Here is a 20,297-nt window from a genome sequence, read left to right on the forward strand (position 1 = left end):
GCTTTGTAGCAGGCACCAAAGTGATGACGGACGAAGGGGAGAAGAATATCGAAGACATTGAGGTCGGAGATAAGGTTCTCTCGAAGGATGAGACAACTGGTGAGGTAGCTTACAAAGAGGTTACGGCTACAATGAACCATGAGATGGATGAAATTTACAAGATTCATGTGGGTGACCAAGTAATTGAATCGACCTTCAATCATCCGTTCTATGTGAAAGGCAAGGGATGGACGGTCGTCAAAGACCTTAGGGTTGGAGACTTGCTTGTTCAGAGTGATGGGAATACACTGGAAATAACCAGTATTGAACTGTTGCACAAGCATGTCACGGTTTACAACATGACTGTTGACGGAGTTCCATACGTATTTTGTTAGTGATCTTGGGATTTGGGTTCATAATACGAATTGTCCATATGGAAAATATGAGGATGCACCATATCATGGTACTACCAATAATGGTGTGAAGAATAAAGCACCGACTGATGGACAAAACGCATTAAATAATTCACTGTCAATTGGACCGAATACTGACCGAAGGATAGCTGTTAGTAACGGGGAGTTTGTTGTTCTTGATAAAACAAGCGATGAGCTATACCATGGGCATGTTAGGTCATGGAGCGAACTGACGCCAACAATGCAGGCGATTCTAAGAAAAGCAAAATTGGTCGATAAGAAAGGAAATATATTAGATGAGTAATTACTTTATTATTAACTTTACTGACAATTCTTATCTCCAATTCTCATCAGAAAATCCGATAAATAACAAGTTCGATGATGTGACTGTGACTTTTTGGGATAATAGTGAAGAAAAGTGTGTTTTTGAAGATGTGATTCAAGAAGCTATAACTACTTTGTATAACGGAATAAAAAGTCAAGTTGAACTAACTTCTGAATTCGAGGTGGGGAACTTAGGGCGAGCGTGGAATATTTGGACAAATAATTTATCGGAAATGGTAGAAGATGACGAGGAAGATATATTTAGAAGTTATTGGATTTGGTCTACGAGAGAATATCAAACTTGGTTATATCAAAAAAATGGAAATTTATATATTGAAATTAGTCCAAGTTACAAATGGCATTATGTAGAACCTGCTGTGGATGAGCAAATCACATCCTTTAATGAGTTTCTTGAACATTATCGGGCTAATGTTTTTGAATTACCGTCTGAACAAATAAAAAACATTATTATGTCGCTTGAGGGTATGAAAACAGAATTAAATATCATCTAGTAGATGGACCTTGGGGCGGCAATCCTCAAGGTCTTTCTTTTACCCCCACCCAGTTCCGAATGAATCGGGCAACTGATTGTTAGGAGTTCAACTGATCACTTGGGAATGTAACAACTCCATATGGTATATTTTCGCCGAATTTATAGGTTGCTTCTGAAGGTGAATATTTCAGTGCGGCGGAGCCACTGAGTTAATGAGTGAGAGCCACGATGTTAATGAAATAGAGCCACCGTGTTAATGGGCAGAGCCACCCCGGCTGAACAACTATTTGGACGACATGGGGCTGGCTTCGGTCCGCGAGCTGACAGGCCGGTCCGTGCCGAGATATTCGACGTGGGACGATCTCGATCTGAACTACAAGGTCGTCGCGCGGATCAACACGGACAGCTGCATCAACTGCAACAAGTGCCACATCGCTTGCGAGGGCACATCGTATCAGTGCATCGAGTGGAGGACGAACGCGGAAGGGAAGGAAATTCTCGTCGTGCGCGAGGAGGACTGCGTCGGCTGCAATCTATGCTCGATCGTCTGCTCCGCCGAGGGTGCGATCGACATGGTCGAGGTCGATTCGGGCTTCGCGCCGATGACCTGGAACGAACGCCAGAAGGCGCTGGCCGCGCCGAAATGGAGGTTGTGTGAGATGAAGAAGCTCATCAAGAACGGCATGATCGTGACGGCGGCGGACACTTTCTGCGGAGATGTGCTCATTGAAGACGGCGTGATCGTCACGATCGGCGTCGATCTGGAATCGGAAGGCGCGACATCGTGGACGCCTCCGGCTGCTACGGTTTCCCGGGCGGCGTCGATTCTCACACGCATCTCGACATGCCCTTCGGCGGCACGACGACGGTCATCGACTACGGCTTCCACTTGATGATCACGGACGCGAAGGACGAGGTGCAGCGCGAGCTGCCGGAGATTATCGAGCACGAAGGCATCACGTTGCTCAAGGTGTTTATGGCGTACAAGAACGTGTTTCAGGCGGACTACGGCACATTGTACAAAACGCTGCTGCTCGCGAAGGAGCAGGGCGCGCTCGTCATGGTGCACGCCGAGAACGGCGACGTCATCGATTATTTGGTGACGAAGGCGCTGGGCGAAGGCAACACCGACCCGATCTACCATGCGCTCACCCGGCCATCCGAGCTGGAGGGCGGGGCGACCGGCCGCGCCGGGGCTACGAGATCGTCGGCGTGCGCGAAGGGCTGGAGGACACGGAGGCGCTGTTCGTGAAGCGCGGCGACGACGCGGCGGCGCGGGTGCAGGTGCACCTGCTGACGGCAGAGGCGCGCAAATAGTTGTCGTATCTGGTGCTCGTGCAGCAGGCGGAGGCGCAGTAGGAAAGCGGTTATGATAGGCGGCAGCAACTCTGGCCAAGAGCAGGGCGTTCTCGCGGTGGACTCGCGAGGGCGTCTTTTTTTGGCATTCTGACGAGCCCAATGCCCGCCGAACGCCGCAGCGAAGAAGTGGAAATTGAATGATAATGGCCGCTGGTGCTACGATGAGTCCGCAATCGACAACCGAGAAGGGGGTGGCGGAACGATGGCACGCGGGGATGCGGAGTTATCGGGGGGACACGGATATATGCAGCGGCAGTCGGCGATACGTCTCCGGTGGCGCGCATATGCAACCCATAAACAATTGGTCTTCATGTTTCTGCCGGGTTTTCTGGTCTTTGTGCTGTTCAGTTACGTGCCGCTGTACGGCATTCTGATCGCCTTTAAGCACTACCAACTGCTGGATGGGGTATGGCGCAGCCCATGGGCAGGATTGGAACACTTTCGGCGGCTGTTCGCCGGACATGCATTCAATCAGGCGCTGCGCAACACGACCATTATTGCGGTGCTGAAGACGCTGCTGACGTTCCCGGCTCCGGTCATTCTGGCGTTGCTGCTCAACGAGATTCGGTTCGTCCGGTTCCGCAGGATGGTCCAGACGGTGACGTACCTGCCCCATTTTTTCTCATGGGTCATTCTGGCGGGTATCCTGTTCTCCTTCCTGGGGAGCGACGGCGGATTCAACAAGCTGCTGGGACTGTTCGGCGTGGAGGCGCGCGTCTGGTTGATCGAACCGGCGTATTTCTATGCCATTGTGGTGATCACCCACATCTGGCAGACGATCGGGTGGGGCTCCATCGTCTACTTCGCTGCGCTGGCATCGGTCGATCCGACGCTGTACGAGGCGGCCATAGCGGACGGCGCTTCCCGGTGGCGGCGCGTCTGGCACATCAGTCTGCCGTCGATCATGCCGACCGTCATCATCATGTTCCTGCTCTCGATCGGGCACTTCCTGTCCGTGGGCTTCGATCAGATCTACAATCTGATGACGCCGCCGACGAGCAGCGTCGGGGAGATTCTGGACACGTATGTGCTGCGAAGACTGCTGACCATGGATTACGAGCTCGGCATGGCGTCCAGTCTGTTCAATTCCGGCATCGGGCTGGTGCTTGTCGTCATCGCGAATCGGCTGGTCAAATTATTCGACAAGGAGCAGGGGCTATGGTAAATTCGGCAATATTGGGCGATGGAGGCGGCGAGGAATGAAGCTCACCAGAGGAGAGCGGATATTCGAAGCGGCGAATGCGGCTCTGCTTACGCTGGTCAGTCTGACCATGCTGTACCCGCTCTTGTATGTACTCGGCCTGTCGCTCAGCGCGCAGGATGAAGTGGCGGCGCCCCGTCTGCTGCTGATGCCGCTGCATCCGACGTTGTCCTCCTATGCGAAGATATTCGCGCACCCCCAGTTGTTCGACGCCTATCTGATGACGATCGAACGGACGGTTCTTGGATTGGCTGCGGTACTGCTGCTGACAAGTCTGACGGCTTACCCGCTGTCCCGCAAGACATTTCCCGATCGTTCCTTCATCATGAAGTTATTTGTCTTCAGCATGCTGTTCAATGGCGGTATCATTCCGACGTATCTGCTGATCAAGAACCTCGGCATGCTCGACACCATCTGGGCGCTCGTTCTGCCCGGCGCGGTGACGGCTTTTAATCTGGTGGTCATTCGCAATTTCTTCGAGTCCATTCCGGGCGAGATTATGGAATCGGCGCGAATGGACGGCGCGGGCGAATGGCGAATTTTCTTCCGAATCGTGCTGCCGTTGTCCCGACCGGTACTGGCGGTAATTGCGCTATGGACGGGCGTGAGCCATTGGAACGCCTGGTTCGACGCCATGATCTACATGCAGGATACGAAGCATCAAGTGCTGCAGCTGTTCCTGCGGCGAACCGTCATCGAAGCTTCGCTGTCGCTGACTCCGGGCGAGGAGATGAATATGGCCAGAGTGACGTATACGCCGGAGACACTCAAGGCGGCGACCGTCATGGTCGTGTCCGCGCCGATTCTGCTGATCTATCCGTTCGTCCAGCGCTTCTTCGTCAAGGGTATTCTGCTAGGTTCGGTCAAAGGCTAGCGTGTCGCCAAGCGACCGTTCCGGGCATTGCCATATTATTCTTATGGAGGTTGAGTCATGTTGGCATCGAAGGGGATCAAACAAATAGGGAAGACCGTGCTTGTCCCGGCATTGCTCGTATCGGTCATCCTGTCCGGATGCGCGAACGGGGGCCAGAATGAGGAGTCGCAGCCGTCTGCAAGCTCGCCGTCTTCTTCCCAGGGGGCCGCGCCTTCCGCCGCAGCGCCGCTTGAGATCGATTGGATGAACGGGGCGATCGACATTGGCGACCACTCGTACCTTCAGTCCTATCTGGAGCAGAAGTTCAATGTCAAGCTGACCGTTCATTCGATCTCGCAGGCTGATTTCGTGCAGAAGCAGCAGATTCTGCTGGCTTCGGGCGATGTGCCGGACGTCATGTTCGTCTACGATCCGAATCAACTGTTCAAGTATGCATCCCAAGGTCTGCTCGCGGAGCTGCCGGTCGATACGATTGCGCAGTATGCGCCGCAGGCCAAGGCGAACCTGGATTCCTTCGCTCCCCAGGCATGGTACTACACGCATTACAACGCCAAGAACTACGGGATGCCGTTCACCTACTACACGGGACAATTCAACGCGAAGCAAGGCTGGCGGACGGATCTGCTGGAGAAAGCGGGGGTGGAGCGCATCCCCGAGACACTTGACGAGATGACGGAGGCGTTCGAGAAGTTGAAGCAGATCGGCGTCTATGGGATGAGCACCAACGGCAATTCGTATTATTATGCCTTCTGGTCCATTTTCGGAGCTTACGGCGTCATGCCGACGCAGTGGATGTTGAAGGATGGCAAGGTGGTGAATGGAGCGGTGCAGCCGGAGGCGAAGGAAGCGCTCGGCGTGTTGGCCGATTGGTACGCCAAAGGCTATATCGATCCGGAATTCGTCACCGGCAAGGACCTGGACAAGAAATTTATCGAGGGCAAATTCGCCTATCATCACAGCCTGCCGGCGCACGCAACGGACGATACGGTGCCAAGCTCGATTATCAGCTCGATCAAGAAGGCCAATCCCGATGGCAAGCTTGAATTCGCGCCGCTGCCGAAGGGGCCGGACGGCGAGCAGGCAGGCTGGGCCTGGGGGACGGGCGGGAGCATGATCGCCTTCGGCAAGCAGATGGAGAACGAGCCGGAGAAGGTTCAGAAGGTGCTGGCAATCGTGGAAGCGCTGCAAACCGATGAAGAGACCTATTTCGCAGGCGTATTCGGCGAGCAGGGCAAGCATTGGGATTGGGTCGATCCCGCCAATCCGTCCACGGGAGGCGTGAAGTTCCTGCCGCCCTATGACGATCCGGCCAAAGCCGCCGTCGAAGGCTTGAAGTCGAATTCATCGATCTTCGCCGGCGATCCCGTCGCGAAGCTGTACGAGAAGGCGCTGGGAACGAAGCAGATCGAACGGCTGCAAATTTACAACAAGCCGATGTGGGACTTGTTCGGCAAGCCGGACGTGCTGCCGTCCTCGGGCCAATATTGGGGAGATCTGACGAAGCTCAAGACGGATGCGTATGCGGAGATCGTGCGCGGCGATAAGCCGTTGGATTACTTCGATCAGTTCGTCGAGGAATGGAACAACCTGGGAGGCAAGCAGTTGGAGCAAGAAGCCAACGACCTGTATGCCGCAATGAACAAGTAGGATTGGCGGCCGAGCGCGGAGAGACGCTGCGCAGCGGCGGCGCATGCAATGGACGGCGGAGCGGCGAATCGCCTGGAGCGGCTGCCGCTCTCCCGTTCGGCAATAGAAGATCGGAGGAGGCGACGAGTATGAATGGGAGATTCGGCAATCGCTTGAGAAGAAGCTTCGTCGTATTGACCTTGCTTGGCGGCATCTGGTCGGCACTCATTCCCGGAGGAGGCACGGCCCAGGCGTCCACGGTGGACCTGCAGTTGTACCGATTGGACTTCGATAACAACGGCACGGCGGCGGACATCGTTCCCGGCAACGCGCAGATTAGAATCGAGAGCAAGGACATGGCCCAGGAGACTAAGACGAACGGCACTTCTGCAAGCGCTTCCGGTTCCTTCGCGCGCCTGTCGGCGGCTAGCGGCGAGAATGTTAGCGCAAGCGCGGAGCTGTCCGGGGACGCGAAGAATGAGATCGTGCGGCAATTGAACAGGCTTGCGCCGGGCCATTGGGAATTAAAGATCGAATTCGACTTCGATATGGTCAGCAACGGCAACGATTCCCAGCCGCGTCCGTCGCTGCTGTTCCGCATCTATGGACAATCGGCTGTCGTCGGCGAGACCGGCACGAAGGAGCTGCGTATTGTCAACGTTCAAAATATCGGCGGTATGGACACGCGGGGCGATGACAGCTTCAGCCATTATACCGCCACGCTGCCGATCGACGTCTATGCTGCCGTGGATGCCGCAGACAACGGCAATGGGCTGTTCGATCAATTCCTGGCGGGGTCGTTCACGTCCAGTCAGGTACAAGTAACGATGCGCTCGCTGCCTGAAGCGGCGGTGCCGATGACGGTCGACATCGACAATATCCGCATCGGCGCCTCGTCGGAGGATGCGAACCGGCCGACGGATCTTGTCTTTGACCAGCCGACCCGTATTCGTGTCGGCGAGACGGCAGAGCTCAGCGTTCATTTGCAAGGCTTGACCGACAGCGGGGATCAGCCGCTGGCGGGGCGCAGCGTCGAGTTCGCCGTATATGCGCCTTCTTCTACGGAGCAGGTGTTGGGCAGCGTCTTGACCGATGTCTACGGGCTGGCCGCAATCGACTTCACGCCGCCGGACATCGGTGTGTATACGATCGAGGCGCGATACGCGGCGGATGTCTCGGAGCAGGAAGCGGCAGCTTCGGCGACCGCCGATCTGATCGTCGCCAGTGCCTGGACGACGGCTCCCGCGCTGCTGCGGGTGTCGGACGCCGTGTCCCCCGGGAAGCTGATGACGATCTATGGCGACGGGTTCGACGGCGCATCCGGGGTGATGCTGTCCGCGCCGGACCATCTGGACGAGTTGTTCCCTCCTTCGGGCGCGATAGAAGCTCAGATCGTGCAGATCGACCCGGAGGGCAATTATGTCGTCGCTCGCATGCCGGCTTCGGCTGCTGCCGGAACCTATGGCATCTGGGTCTCGAACGGATACGGGTGGAGCCGGCCGATACTGCTGAATGCGGCCAGACCGCAGTGGATATCGGAGAATATCGCTGCGGCGGGGCTGACGGTGACGGTGGTCGGACGGAATCTGGACGGCTCGGAGTTCGGCAGCCGCAAGCATACGGCGGTGAAGCTGGTGTCGGGCGCCGAATCGTACCCGGCGAATGTGATCCGCGTCAACCCGTTCGCCGTCGAGTTCCGTCTGCCGCCGCCTTCGAAGCTGCCTCTCGGCGAATATGAAGTATGGGTGGCTAATGACGGCATCCATTACCGGCCGCTGGAGGAGGAGCAGACGCTGACGGTTGTCGCCAAGGGCGACGATCCGCTTGGCTTGAGTGTCGCCTGGGCCTACGACTTTGCCTGGGACAACGAATTCGATGTGACCGACTACGGGGCGGACGGAGCTGACGTGCTGGACGACACCTCTGCCATCCAGGGGGCGATTGATGCGGCTTCCGCAGCCGACGGAGGCGTCGTCTACTTCCCGGCGGGCAATTACAGGATCAGCCAGTTGGAGCTGCCCGCCGACGTGGTGCTGCTGGGGCGGAACCGGGCATCGACTTACCTGACGTATGTACCCCCTGCCGCAGCGACTGTCGTCGAGCTGGAGAATTGGACGGTGATACGTTCGACATCGGAGGAAGGCAGTCAGGGCTTGGCCCGACTGACGCTGACCATGGATTCGGATGCGGACGACAAGCCGCTGCCCAATCAATTCCTGTGGCTGGGCAATTCCTGGAATCCCGACTACAGCACCGATCAGACGGCGGAGAAGCTGTTCCTGAAGGATTTTGCACTGGATTATCGGTATGAGCGCGGGCCCTGGTCCAAGAGCGGCGTTCCCGGGTACATCGGGATCGAGGCGAAGGGACATGTCCTGATTGCGGATTCGGTCTTCAAGGGATTCGCGCCGAACCCGACTTCTTCTTACATGCGGGAATATGTGCAAGTGCTGAACAACACATTCGATACAACGGCAGGCAATGTGTACTTAACCAGCCGTTATGTGACGGTACGGGGCAACGACGTTCATCGGAGCGACCCTTCTGTGGACTATGCGAAGCAAGGGATCTTCACCCGAGGACCGTCGTACGTGGCGGACAATCACATCGTGAATACGGGGAGCCTGTCTGCCAACGACGGCGAGATCGTATCCGTCGAGAATTACAGGGGCGGCTTGAAGATGCTGGGGATCGTCGAGTCGGCCGGAACCGATACCGTGACGCTGGTACCCAAGCGGGACGAGAATGGCGTTATACTTGGCGGAAGCGGCAATAACGATTGGTCGTTGGAACGGCGTCCGTGGGGAGATTGGCATATCGTCATTGTGGAAGGACGGGGCATGGGGCAGTATCGCCAACTGGACGAATACTTGGGCGACGCGACCTACAGCGTGACCGTGCCGTGGGATATTGTGCCGGATGCCTCCAGCAAGTTCGCCATCGTGCTGCCGAACAAGATGGTGACGACGTATCGCAACCTCGGGGAGAACAACGGGAACACGTTCCAACTATACGGCGACACGATCGACGCCGTGCTGGCAGGCAATATCTCGATCGACGGAGAGGGCTTCTATGCGCATTCGATCTACCTGGAGCGTCCCGAGCAGAATGACAGCCGCTTCGCGGTCGCCTACTACACCCGCGTCGAGGACAATGTCGTGCAGGGCGTGTCCTGGCGCAGCAACGTCGGAACCATTACGTTCATGGCCCTGAACGAGACCGACGACCCGTTCGCTTATCAGATCTACGGGGCGGACATCAAGGGCAACGAGATTGACGGCATTCATGATTCCAGCCGGCTGATGAACCGGAATTATTACAACGGCATTGCGGTCGGCTCCTTGCATAATGCGGTGAAGCCGACGCGCAATGCGGTCAAGAACATTATTATCGAGGATAACGATATTCGCAATACGGACAGAGGCATCACGATCGGCGCGCCGGGCCCGCAGATGGAGTCCAATGCCTCCTATCTGTCAACTAAGCACGCATCGGCGATCGGAGGCACGGTACTGTCCGGCAATGCCTTCAGCGGCGTAGATCGCGAGGTCGTCAACGACTACGGCTCGGATGTGCTGATTGATCCGTGATACGTTGTGAACGATGCGGAATGGCGGCGCGGGGGATCAACCCGCGCCGTTGTTCGCGCGGATAAGGAGAATGTTCATGAACGACAACAACGAGAATAGATTGGCCCGATTCCGCCTTGCTGACGGACTCGGCCATCCCGGTTACCATTGGCCGCAGACTCCGCTGCATTATCCGCTTCCGCCGGAGGCGGCCGGGAAGCCGTTCCGATTGTTGGACGAAGCGGGACGCGAGATCCCCTATCAACTGCTCGAAGCGGAAGGCAGATCGGACAGGACGCCGATCTCCGTCTGCTTCCTGTCCGATCTGCCAAGCGGCGTCGAGCGTGTCTGGGATGCGGTGGAAGGCGAGCCTCGCCGCTTCGATCATGCCGCGGACGGAACCGTCGGTGCGTTCCAGTCCGATACGAGCGTTGAACTGGCCAACGAGTCGCTTCGGCTGACCGTATTCCGTCAGGCGGACAGCGTTCTTGAGGGCGGATTCCGCCAGTTCCGCCTGTTCCGTCTTGCCGCCGCCGAAGAGGATGTTGTCTGCGAGGCTGTGCTGCAGCCGAATAAGACGATTGCCTTCTATCAGGCGGAGCTGGCCGTACAGGGCTGTGTTACCTCGCGCTGCGACATTCATATCCGCTTCAACGACGGCAGCACATATGATCTGGGCATTACGCTGACCGCAGGTCTTGAGTTCGCGGAGTTGGATGAAAAGATTAGCGGGTTCGAACCGAGCGGGGGGCAGAATGCTGATCTTCCGAGGGGACAAGACGGGCGGACGAATCGGCCTCGGCTGTCGCTCGAATGGGCAGGGTTCGATCCGAATCGCCGACATATGAAGTCGCGCGGCGATGAGCCCATCGATGCTTATGCTGCCGACGGCGGGCTTCTGCCGTTCAAAGTGGTTCCCTATGCGGGCTGGGTGAGCTGGTGGAGCGCCAAGGCGGCATCGTTCACCGATGAGTCCCGGGGCATGGCTGCGGCTGTCTTCGTCCGCCGGCCCGGTCATTGGGCGGAAGGTTCCTATGCGCTATGGGCGGCCAGAGAGACGGCTGCGATATCGTTCCGCTGCGAGTTCGATCCGGACGGGAGGGCGATGCTGCGGTGGGAGTACCCGTTGGTCTCGAGCAGACGATCGACGGCGGTCGCCTTGTATGACAGCCGCAAGAACAAGACTTCCCCTCAGGGAAGCTATGCCGACGATCTCGCCTTCTGGCATGGCTTCGTTCAATTGGATAAGGTCAAGGACTGGACGCTCAGATGGAGAGGGCAACGCGAAGCCCATCCCCGCTTCTTCCCCGCAGGCAGCCTGCCGAAGCCGGGCGCCGAGGTATGGCACTATGGCGTTCGTCAAGAGCCGTTCACCCCTTCGTTCATGGAGGACATCGTCTACCGCTTGTCCCACAACATGAACAGACTGTTCGAAGCCGGACCGGTGGCCGCCAGGGAGATGTTCCACTGGGTATATGTCTTCGACATGGCAGCCGAGCGAATGACGGAGAAGCAATTCGACGACCTGAAGGCATGCTGCGCGTTTATGGCTTATGTTCATATGGATGATCATCTGATGCCAGTGGATTCGATTCTGGCCGGACACCCCAACTTCCTCGCCGACGCGCGATCCGTTCCGGCGCTGATGGCTGCGCTGTTCCCGGAGCATCCGGATGCGCAGGCATGGGTGGAGCAGTTCGAACGGTCGATGCTGCGCAATATGAAGTATCACGTTCGTCCGGATGTCCCGGCTTGGCAATCCAGGGGCGGCAGGTGGACGGAAAATCTGGGCTGCTATACGTGGGCCGCGCTGATGCCGATGATGAAAGCGGCGGCACTCGTGCATCGATCGTTCGGCGACAATGTGCTCATGGCGCCGAATATCGAGAAGTGGGCGGATTGGCTGCTGCAGACGCTGAGCGCCCCGGTGAACGGGAAGCGCACGTACCCGCCGCAGGGGGCGCACAGCGGCGCCCATCTCGATCCGTTCGCTCCGACGGCTCCGCTCCGCCTATTGGCGGAGCGACTGTTCCGGTACCGTCCGCTGCTCGCCGAATACCTGCTGCATGTCTGCGGGCCGGATGCGCCCGACTTCGAGGAGCGTCTGCCGGGTTCGAACATCTACGCCGCCCTGTACGACGGCGGGTTGCGGCACAACCCCGGCACGGCGCCGCCGCTGCGTTCCGTCAAGTATACGGGCTACGGATATGTTCTGCGCGCTTCGGTCGGCGAGGAGAGCGAGCTGTCGGTGACGTTTCAGCAGATTGACGAAGGGCCGAATTACCGTTGGGGCCGGGCCGGCCAGGGCGGTTGCGGCACACTGTATTATTGCGCCGCCGGCAAGCGGTACAGCTGGAACCGTCCCGAGGACGTCGGGGACGCCAATATGGGCGATGTGCAGGCCTGCTGCAACTTCGGCGTGCTGATCGGACACGAGTACCGCAGCATCGGGCGGAACGAGCTGACGGAGCCGTTGTACGACTTCGGCTTCGCGCAGTTCGCTTCGGCGAATGCCGGACCGTATTCGCAGCCCTTCTATCGTTCGCGAAGCGTGTTGTTGAGCGGCGACGATTATATGGTTGTCTGCGACGAGGTCGGAGACAGTCGGGTCAAAGGGCGGTTCGCCTGGTTCGTCAGGAAAGGGGAGGACTTCCCGCACATTTATCAGCTCAAGCCGGGTGTGCCGGGAATCGAAGTCGAGCCGGGGCTTCCCGCGGGCTCGCACGAGGATCCGCAGCGCCGATACGGCGCGTCCGTCGGCAAGGCGTTCGACGGCTTCGGGGACTTCCTGACGGTTGTCAGCCATCGCGATCTGGATGCCGAATACACCGGAACGGTCGCCCGGACGGCCTATGGGGCCGAGATCCGTCTGCCGGGCCGGATTGACCGTGTCTATCGCAGCGGGAGCTTGATTCGTTATGAGGATGCGTTGTGCCGATTCACCGGCTTTGCCGGCATCGTCAGACTGCACGGCGCAGCCAAGGCGGAAGCGGCGCTGTTCCGGGGAACTCATATCGGAGCGTTGGGAGTGGAGTTAAGCGTGCGATCGTTGCGCGACGCGGATGGGGGGCATCCGCCGAGGGCCGGGCTCGCCTTGACGATCGACGGGGAGGAGATGAGCGGCAAGGTGAACTGTGCCGAGCCGGTCAGATTGATCCTCTCCGGAGCGGATGAAGGGACGGCTCGGCGGCTATATGTGAACGGCGAGCTTCGCGATGGCAGTGCCGGTGCCGGACTGCCGATGGAACTTGCGTTATCGGAGGGGGAACATGAATGGCAGTGGACGGCGAGCGTTCCGGTCCCCCAGCCTCCGGAGATAGAGCGGGCATGCGTCGCATCCGGTGCGGCGGAGCTTGCTTGGTCCTCCGCGCGAGGCGCGCAGACGTATCGCGTCGAGATCAGCCGGGACGGCGAGCGGACGTGGCGCGCCGCGTTGGACGGCCTGCGGGAGCCGGCGGGCAGGCTGACGGATCTGCCGGACGGCATCAAGCTGCACGTACGCATTCAAGCCTGCAACGAGGGCGGCCGTTCGGCCTGGAGCCGGCACTATCCTCTCTATATTACTGGACAGCCTCCCGCGCCTCCGGAGGGGCTGAAGGTGTGGAGCTGTTCGAGCGGATTCCGCATCAGATGGGGCTGTCAGACGGGCGTGGACCAGTATCGGCTGCGGCGCCGCGCGCTCGGTTCTGCGGAATGGCTGCCGCTGTACGAAGGGCCGGCTTGCGAAGCTCTCGACGAGACCGCGGAAGAGGGGACGGTCTTCGAGTATGCGGTCAGCGCCTGCAACGGCAACGGGGAGAGTCCGCTCACGCCTCCGAGAGACACGCAGCCGGGCGGGTTGGCGTACTGGGACCCGGAACCCGAGAGAGGGTATCGCCGCTATGCGCGCAGTCACGAATACGGCCATGACGGGTTCGATCACTGGCACAACGAACCGCTGGAAGGGACGGAATATCCCGGGGAGATGTGATAAGATCACAGGGAGGCACAACATTCTAGAAACGGGGATTCGGCTATGAACGTATTCCGGCGCTTCATCCGCCAGCGGCAGATTGCGTCGATCCTGCTGCTGTCGATCATTCCGACGCTTGGCTTCGGGGCTATCTTGTACAACAGCGGAGTTCGGATGATCAAGTCCGAGGTGAATCGAACTTCGGAAGTCGCCATCTCTCAGGTGAAGGACAAAGTCGATCAATTGACGCTGCAGATCGAGGAGATTACCGGACAGTTCGCCATGCAATCCAATACGGTCGAGTTCGTCAATCTGACTGCCGCCCCGCCCTTGGGCGCAATGATGTTCGCCAACGATCTGCGTAATGATCTGACCTATCTGGCCAATTCGATCGAAGCGCTGGATTCGGTCTACCTGTACAACGAGACGCAGCAGGTCGTGGTGACGTCCGAACAGCAAATTGCGGACTGGCGGGATTTCACGGATATCGGCTGGATGGAGCGGGCGGAGGAGATGATCGCGCATAACCGGATGACGGCATGGATTGTTCCCCGAACGATTCAAGATCGGGCGGGCAATGCTCGGACGGTCATCACTTATATCCGGATTTTGCCGATTTTCTATACGCAGGCCAAAGCCGTGCTTGTTGTGAATCTCGATCCCGGAGCCATCACGAAGGTCATCCGCAGCTTCCCCTTCGATACGACCGGAGCTCTGCTGGTCTTCTCGCCGACGGGCGAGCTGATCCGGCAGAGCGGCACGCCGCAGGCGGACATCGTTGACGAGCTCCAGCGGCGAATTGCGGACGGTTATCAGGAATTCGGCGCCCGCACTTCGCTTCTGCACAGTCAATATGTAACGATGGACCGTTCGGGGCGCAACGGCTGGACGTATGCGGTGCTGGTGCCGTCCGCCAAACCGGCGGGCAGCGTCTTGATGCTGAAGCGAATTATTGTGACGACGACCGTGCTCCTCTCGCTGCTGTCGTTGGTGATGGCCTACTTCAACTACAGCCGATTTCAACGCGGGGTCGTTCACATTCTGCGATTGCTGTCGATGGGGAGACCCGAGAGCAAAGAGCGGGATGGGGCGTTGCCCGAGGCCGCGCTTCAGGATAACCTCCGGCGAATTGAGCATCGCGTATCGCATTTGCTGGAAGAGATGGACGAGGTCGAGGCGAAGTGGCGCGAACAATTGCCGGTGCTGCGCGACCACTTCCTGCTCTCTTCTCTGCTCGGGAACGGCGTCAAGGTTGAGCAATGGATGGTCGAACGATCGGCGGATGCGCCGTTGTTCGAGCATCCCTCGTTTTGCGCGATTGTCATTGAGAAGGATTCGGCGGCAGCGGGCGATCGCTTCGGCGGCAAGGATAAGAAGCTGTTCCTGTTCGCGGTGTCGAATATCGCTCAGGAGCTTCTGAAAGGGATTCTGCAGGCGGAGACGCTCGTTACCCGGGACAATGTCGTCGTTATTCTGAATTTACCCGAGCCTATAGACGAACGCAACGTACGAGAAGGCGCCGATCGCATCCGCCAGGCTGTCTCGGCATTCCTGAAACAATCCATAACGATTGCCGTCGGCAAGACGGTGCGCGGACTCGATCATTTGAACGCTTCCTACGAGGAGGCGGTTCGAACGCTGCACATGAACTGGCTTCAATCCGGGGACAGGGTGCTGATGCCGAGCGACGGCGGTTCGTTCGCGGAGCGTACGGTATTGTATCCGGTGCAGTGGGAGGACGAGCTCCTGGAAGGAATTCGCTCGGGGAATCTGACACGAGCCGAGACGAGCCTGACGCAGTTCTTGGAAGAGCTGCATCGCAGCCGGGCGGGTGTTCCTCAGATCAGGACATACTGCCTGCAACTGCTTGTCTCCGTGGTTCGGCTGCTGCAGGAGTACGATCCGAATCTGACCCATGTGTATCCGGACGGCAACCCGTATGACGAATTCATTCGGCTCAACTCGCCGGAATCGCTGTATGACTGGTTCATCGACCGAACGATTCGTCCGGCGCTCGCCTATTTGAACTCCCTCCGGGAGCATAGGTTGGATGAGGTGGTGGGCAGGATGCTGAAGGTCATCGAACGGGATTACGGGGACGATCTGTCGCTGCAGAAGATCGGGGATGAGCTGCGCCTCAGTCCGTCTTATCTGAGCGAATTGTTCAAGGAACGGACCGGCGAGAATTTCATTGCCTTCGTCACGAAGTATCGGATAGAGAGAACGAAGGAGTTGCTGGTCCGAACCGATCTGACGCTGGCGGATATTGCCGACGAGGTCGGCTACCGCACAGCGCCGCAGTTGATCCGCGTCTTCAAGAAGCTGGAGGGGAGAACCCCCGGGGATTATCGGCTGGAGCACGCGGCTCCGTGCTGAGGGATGGCAGGGCAGCGAGATGCCGCTCATGCTATATTGGAGGCATCATGTTCGTTGCGGGAGTGAGCGCGCCATGGAATGCCGAATCGGCTGCGCCGCCTGCTGCATCGCCGTCTCCATCTCGTCGCCGATTCCCGGCATGCCGGACGGCAAGACTGCGGGCGTCCGCTGCGCGCAGCTCACGCCGGAGGGCCGGTGTCGGCTGTTCGGCCGACCCGAACGCCCCGCCGTCTGCGGCAGCCTGCAGCCGTCGGCGGAGATGTGCGGCAGCTCCGATGCGGACGCCTTCCGTTACCTGGAGGCGTTCGAGCGTGCGACGTCGCCGGGCGGCGCGGACTGAAGCGGCCAGCGGCATCGAAGAGGAAGCCCTCGCGGCCGGGAAGCCGAGATCGCGGGGGCTTCCTGCTGCATGCGCGCCGAATAAGCCTTCAAATCCGGCTTATCTGCGGGAAGCCGCTCGTCGGCGGCCGAATAAGCCACTCCCTTGCAAAAAAGCTTACATGTAACTGTTCGAGTCCAGTAACTGAGGGGAGGGCCGCTTTACCTTATGGGCAAAGACAGCTTTGGAGCAGGGCCCCCCTCTAAATTATCGGACAATTCAGAAATATATTTTGCGCGCGAATAACGGAGCGAAACCGTTCATGCCTTTGTAGGTGTAGGATACGCCTTCTTTTTTTGTGCCGGAATTATCGATGGGAGACACGTCCAGATCAAACGGCAGCAACACGTTGTTCTCAACCGCAATCCCCGTTAGCGGAGCAGCGATACGACGGAGCAGGTCGGCGGATTCTTCGAGCAGAATCACATTCCAGTCCGCCTGATCCGAACCCGCCGCCGCATCCATTCGCTGGCGAAGAGTAGGATCGGATGGCACTTGTTTCACTTGCATGCAAACGGGAAAAACATCGTCCTCACGAAAAGGCTCAATCGCGTCGAAATCGCTTTTGTCTTGGCAGAGCAAGCCGATATAGCTTTTCATGACGTCACCTCGATGGTGGTATACGAAGATGTTCGATTTTCTTATGTTTTCTACACCGGAGCATGGATTTTCTTCATTCTCTCACCTTTCTAGTAGCAGGGTTCACGGATTCAGCTATTTCTGCTACTCACATCATAGAGAATAGAGATTTTTTTGAAGATATTTTCTTCATTTCATTACCATTGGAGTGGGAAACAGACACTTCGAATACAGTTTTATCGGTGCTTGAAGGAGAGTGTGCAATTTCAGTAAAATTTCGATGAGCCGATTGCGCAATTTTCCGACCAGGATGTTTTTGTTGATGTGATACTCTTCGTATTTCAGTAGTTCAGTTCGTTAACTTTCATTTGAACTTCGGCTTCTTGTTTTATGACCGAAGTCAGTCAGGTCGAATGCGTCGAACAGCAACGACCCTGCAGATGCTGGCTTACCTAATAGAGGCTGGATTTATTCGTTCAATGTATCTAGCATCGCACTTCTGCAAATAGCGAATTATGGTGTATGCTTGAGTCATGCCAACAAGAAAATGATATCCATATTATTTTATCGTGAAAGGGGACTTCGAGCTTGATTCATCTGCTGCTCCATCATGCTTTTCGGAGTGTGCGGCATCGGATGTTCTGCTGCATGGCACTCTGTTTAGCCTTGTTTTTCGGAAGCGTCCAATCGGCGGAGGCGGCTGAGATCGAGGTTGGGAACTGGTCGGATTTGAATATTCTTTTTCAGACCGGTTCCAACGACACGACATTCAAGCTCGTCGGCGAAGACGTGATCGAGTCCGAGGGGGACTTGCTCGCTGTTCCTGAAGCAACAAGCTATGTGTTGGATCTCGCCGGTCAACAGTTGAGTATTATCACGGCGCTGGGCCCTGCGATTGAAGTGCCGGCCAGTTCATCGCTCACAATTATCGACTCGGTTGGGGGAGGAAGGCTGACGGCCGACGCTTCCGGAGCAGTCGGCGCCGCGGGCATCGGTGGGGCCGATGGGGAGAACGGAGGCGCTATCACGATCGATAGCGGGACGGTCATCGCGAAAGGAGGGGTAGATGGAGCGGGAATTGGTTCAGGGGCGTGTGGTTCCAATTGTGATGTCACAGGCCCGATAACGATCAGCGGGGGAAGCGTGGAGGCAACGGGGGGCTCAAATGGAGCGGGCGTTGGCGGCGGATTGTCACGTTCCGGCGGTACGATCACGATTAACGGCGGGAACATTACGGCCCAGGGCGGCGAAAATGGGGCTGGGATTGGCGGCGGTGCTTATGCTGATGGAAGCGCCAGCGCCATCTTCATTCTTGATGGGTATCTCGAAGTGACCGGGGGAGAATACGCATCCGGCATTGGCGGTGGATCTACGGGAGACTGGGGCAGCATCACAATTGATGGCGGAATATTGGATGTGACCGGAGGTGCCATGGGTGCCGGCATTGGAGGTGGTGCGTACGATTTCGGCGGCATGATCACGATCAACGGCGGGGATGTGACAACTACAGGCGGGTCAATGGAAAACGAGTACGGTACATACAGCGGCGCGGGCATCGGCGGCGGCGGCTTCGGCAACGTCCCTAGCTCGGTGACCATTACCGACGGTACGGTGCGGGCAACCGGTGTGATTAACGCGGCTGCCATCGGCGGCGGTACGGATGGCGGTGGCGCATCCGTGGATATCCAGGGGGGGACGGTCATCCTGAGCGGTGCGGGCGGGAATAACGGTTCGCTGATCGGAGCGGGGGCGGCGGTTACATATGAGCCTGGTGATTTCGGTTCTCTGTCCAATAACGGAACGATTACGATTACGGATGGAGGCAAGCTATGGATTCCGCCTGGAGAGACGTTTGTGAATTCCGGGTTGGTTGACGGTGGGGGCGAAATTGAGGTTTCAGGCACGATTGTAAATACAGGCACGATTGAAGTGGACAATCAGAGCGGCAGTGTCTATGTGCTCCGTTTTGAGATGAACTTTGTCGGGGGCACGAACCCGCCCGATATAACGTTGTTTGCGGCGACAGTGCAGGAGTCGGGCATTACGCTGTCGGAACCGAGCCGAACCGGGTATGAATTTGACGGTTGGTACACGGCGCCTTCCGGCGGAACGAAAGTAACGGAGACGGACCTGATAGTCGAGGATATGACGTTGTACGCGCACTGGACGTTGAACAGCTACACGGTGACGTTCGATCCGAACGGAGGCAGCTTCTCGGAAAGCGAGGTCACCGTCGAACACGGCCAGACGATAGCCGATCCGACGGAGCCGACGCGAGTGGGGTATGCGTTTGAGGGTTGGTTCGTCGATCCGGCGGATGAGACGGGCGAGTGGGACTTCGACGGGGACACCGTCAGCGGCGATATGACGTTGTACGCGCACTGGAAGCTGAACAGCTACACGGTGACGTTCGACCCGAACGGAGGCAGCTTCTCGGGAAGTGAGGTCACCGTTGAACACGGCCAGACGATAGCCGAGCCGACGGAGCCGACGCGAGTCGGGTACGCGTTTGAGGGCTGGTATGTCGATCCGGCGGATGAGACGGGCGAGTGGGACTTCGACGCCGCTCCGGTAGTCGAGGACATGACGTTGTACGCGCACTGGACGTTGAACAGCTACACGGTGACGTTCGACCCGAACGGAGGCAGCTTCTCGGGAAGCGAGGTCACCGTCGAACATGGCCAGACGATAGCCGAGCCGACGGAGCCGACGCGAGTGGGGTATGCGTTTGAGGGCTGGTATGTCGATCCGGCGGATGAGACGGGCGAGTGGGACTTTGACGCCGCTCCGGTAGTCGAGGACATGACGTTGTACGCGCACTGGAAGCTGAACAGCTACACGGTGACGTTCGACCCGAACGGAGGCAGCTTCTCGGGAAGCGAGGTCACCGTCGAACATGGCCAGACGATAGCCGAGCCAACAGAGCCAACGCGAGTCGGGTACGCGTTTGAGGGCTGGTATGTCGATCCGGCGGATGAGACGGGCGGGTGGGACTTCGATGGGGACACCGTCAGCGGCGATATGACGTTGTACGCGCACTGGACGTTGAACAGCTACACGGTGACGTTCGACCCGAACGGAGGCAGCTTCTCGGGAAGCGAGGTCACCGTCGAACATGGCCAGACGATAGCCGAGCCAACAGAGCCAACGCGAGTCGGGTACGCGTTTGAGGG

The 20,297-nt window shown here is 58.0% G+C and carries 11 protein-coding genes and 2 pseudogenes; 12 read left to right on the plus strand and 1 reads right to left on the minus strand.

From position 1 onward, the window contains the following. From E6C55_RS32495 to E6C55_RS32545, 11 genes and pseudogenes are all read left to right on the plus strand, one after another. On the plus strand, window positions 1-374 hold a 374-nt coding region (locus E6C55_RS32495; RefSeq protein ID WP_330999683.1), incomplete at its 5' end, for a polymorphic toxin-type HINT domain-containing protein. A gap of 314 nt (window positions 375-688) precedes the next feature. After that, window positions 689-1,228 carry a hypothetical protein gene (locus E6C55_RS32500; protein ID WP_136373998.1) on the plus strand — a complete coding sequence of 180 codons (540 nt, stop codon included), beginning with the start codon at window positions 689-691 and terminating at the stop codon, window positions 1,226-1,228. A 256-nt stretch (window positions 1,229-1,484) separates the two neighbouring features. Further along, a pseudogene (locus tag E6C55_RS32505) lies at window positions 1,485-1,847 on the plus strand (4Fe-4S dicluster-binding protein); the annotation flags it as partial. 21 nt (window positions 1,848-1,868) lie between these two features. Next, window positions 1,869-2,401, plus strand: a pseudogene (locus tag E6C55_RS32510) (dihydropyrimidinase); the annotation flags it as partial. 369 nt (window positions 2,402-2,770) lie between these two features. Continuing rightward, complete coding sequence (locus tag E6C55_RS32515; protein ID WP_230986967.1) at window positions 2,771-3,733, plus strand: ABC transporter permease; 963 nt, start codon at window positions 2,771-2,773, stop codon at window positions 3,731-3,733. 34 nt (window positions 3,734-3,767) lie between these two features. Beyond that, the gene (locus E6C55_RS32520; protein ID WP_136373999.1) at window positions 3,768-4,643 is read left to right on the plus strand and encodes a carbohydrate ABC transporter permease; all 876 of its coding nucleotides are present in this window, start codon (window positions 3,768-3,770) and stop codon (window positions 4,641-4,643) included. A 57-nt stretch (window positions 4,644-4,700) separates the two neighbouring features. After that, entirely contained in the window at window positions 4,701-6,290 is a 1,590-nt protein-coding gene (locus tag E6C55_RS32525; RefSeq protein WP_136374000.1) for an extracellular solute-binding protein, read from the plus strand. A 128-nt stretch (window positions 6,291-6,418) separates the two neighbouring features. Further along, window positions 6,419-9,859 carry a glycosyl hydrolase family 28-related protein gene (locus tag E6C55_RS32530; protein WP_168735999.1) on the plus strand — a complete coding sequence of 1,147 codons (3,441 nt, stop codon included), beginning with the start codon at window positions 6,419-6,421 and terminating at the stop codon, window positions 9,857-9,859. 76 nt (window positions 9,860-9,935) lie between these two features. Continuing rightward, complete coding sequence (locus E6C55_RS32535) at window positions 9,936-13,808, plus strand: fibronectin type III domain-containing protein (RefSeq protein WP_136374002.1); 3,873 nt, start codon at window positions 9,936-9,938, stop codon at window positions 13,806-13,808. A 45-nt stretch (window positions 13,809-13,853) separates the two neighbouring features. After that, window positions 13,854-16,166, plus strand: coding sequence for a helix-turn-helix domain-containing protein (locus tag E6C55_RS32540; RefSeq protein ID WP_136374003.1), 2,313 nt, complete (start codon window positions 13,854-13,856; stop codon window positions 16,164-16,166). 73 nt (window positions 16,167-16,239) lie between these two features. Then, window positions 16,240-16,506 carry a YkgJ family cysteine cluster protein gene (locus tag E6C55_RS32545; protein ID WP_136374004.1) on the plus strand — a complete coding sequence of 89 codons (267 nt, stop codon included), beginning with the start codon at window positions 16,240-16,242 and terminating at the stop codon, window positions 16,504-16,506. A gap of 258 nt (window positions 16,507-16,764) precedes the next feature. Here E6C55_RS32545 and E6C55_RS32550 read toward each other — a convergent pair whose 3' ends face one another. Further along, window positions 16,765-17,145: a hypothetical protein gene (locus E6C55_RS32550; protein ID WP_211093695.1), complete on the minus strand. Its 381-nt coding sequence runs from the start codon at window positions 17,143-17,145 to the stop codon at window positions 16,765-16,767. Window positions 17,146-17,772: 627 nt separating this feature from the next. Between E6C55_RS32550 and E6C55_RS32555 the strand changes: the two genes are divergently transcribed. After that, the coding region (locus E6C55_RS32555) for an InlB B-repeat-containing protein (RefSeq protein WP_168736000.1) at window positions 17,773-20,297 on the plus strand (2,525 nt) is incomplete at its 3' end.

Origin of the sequence: Cohnella fermenti (assembly GCF_004801405.1) — a bacterium.
Taxonomy (GTDB): domain Bacteria; phylum Bacillota; class Bacilli; order Paenibacillales; family Paenibacillaceae; genus Cohnella; species Cohnella fermenti.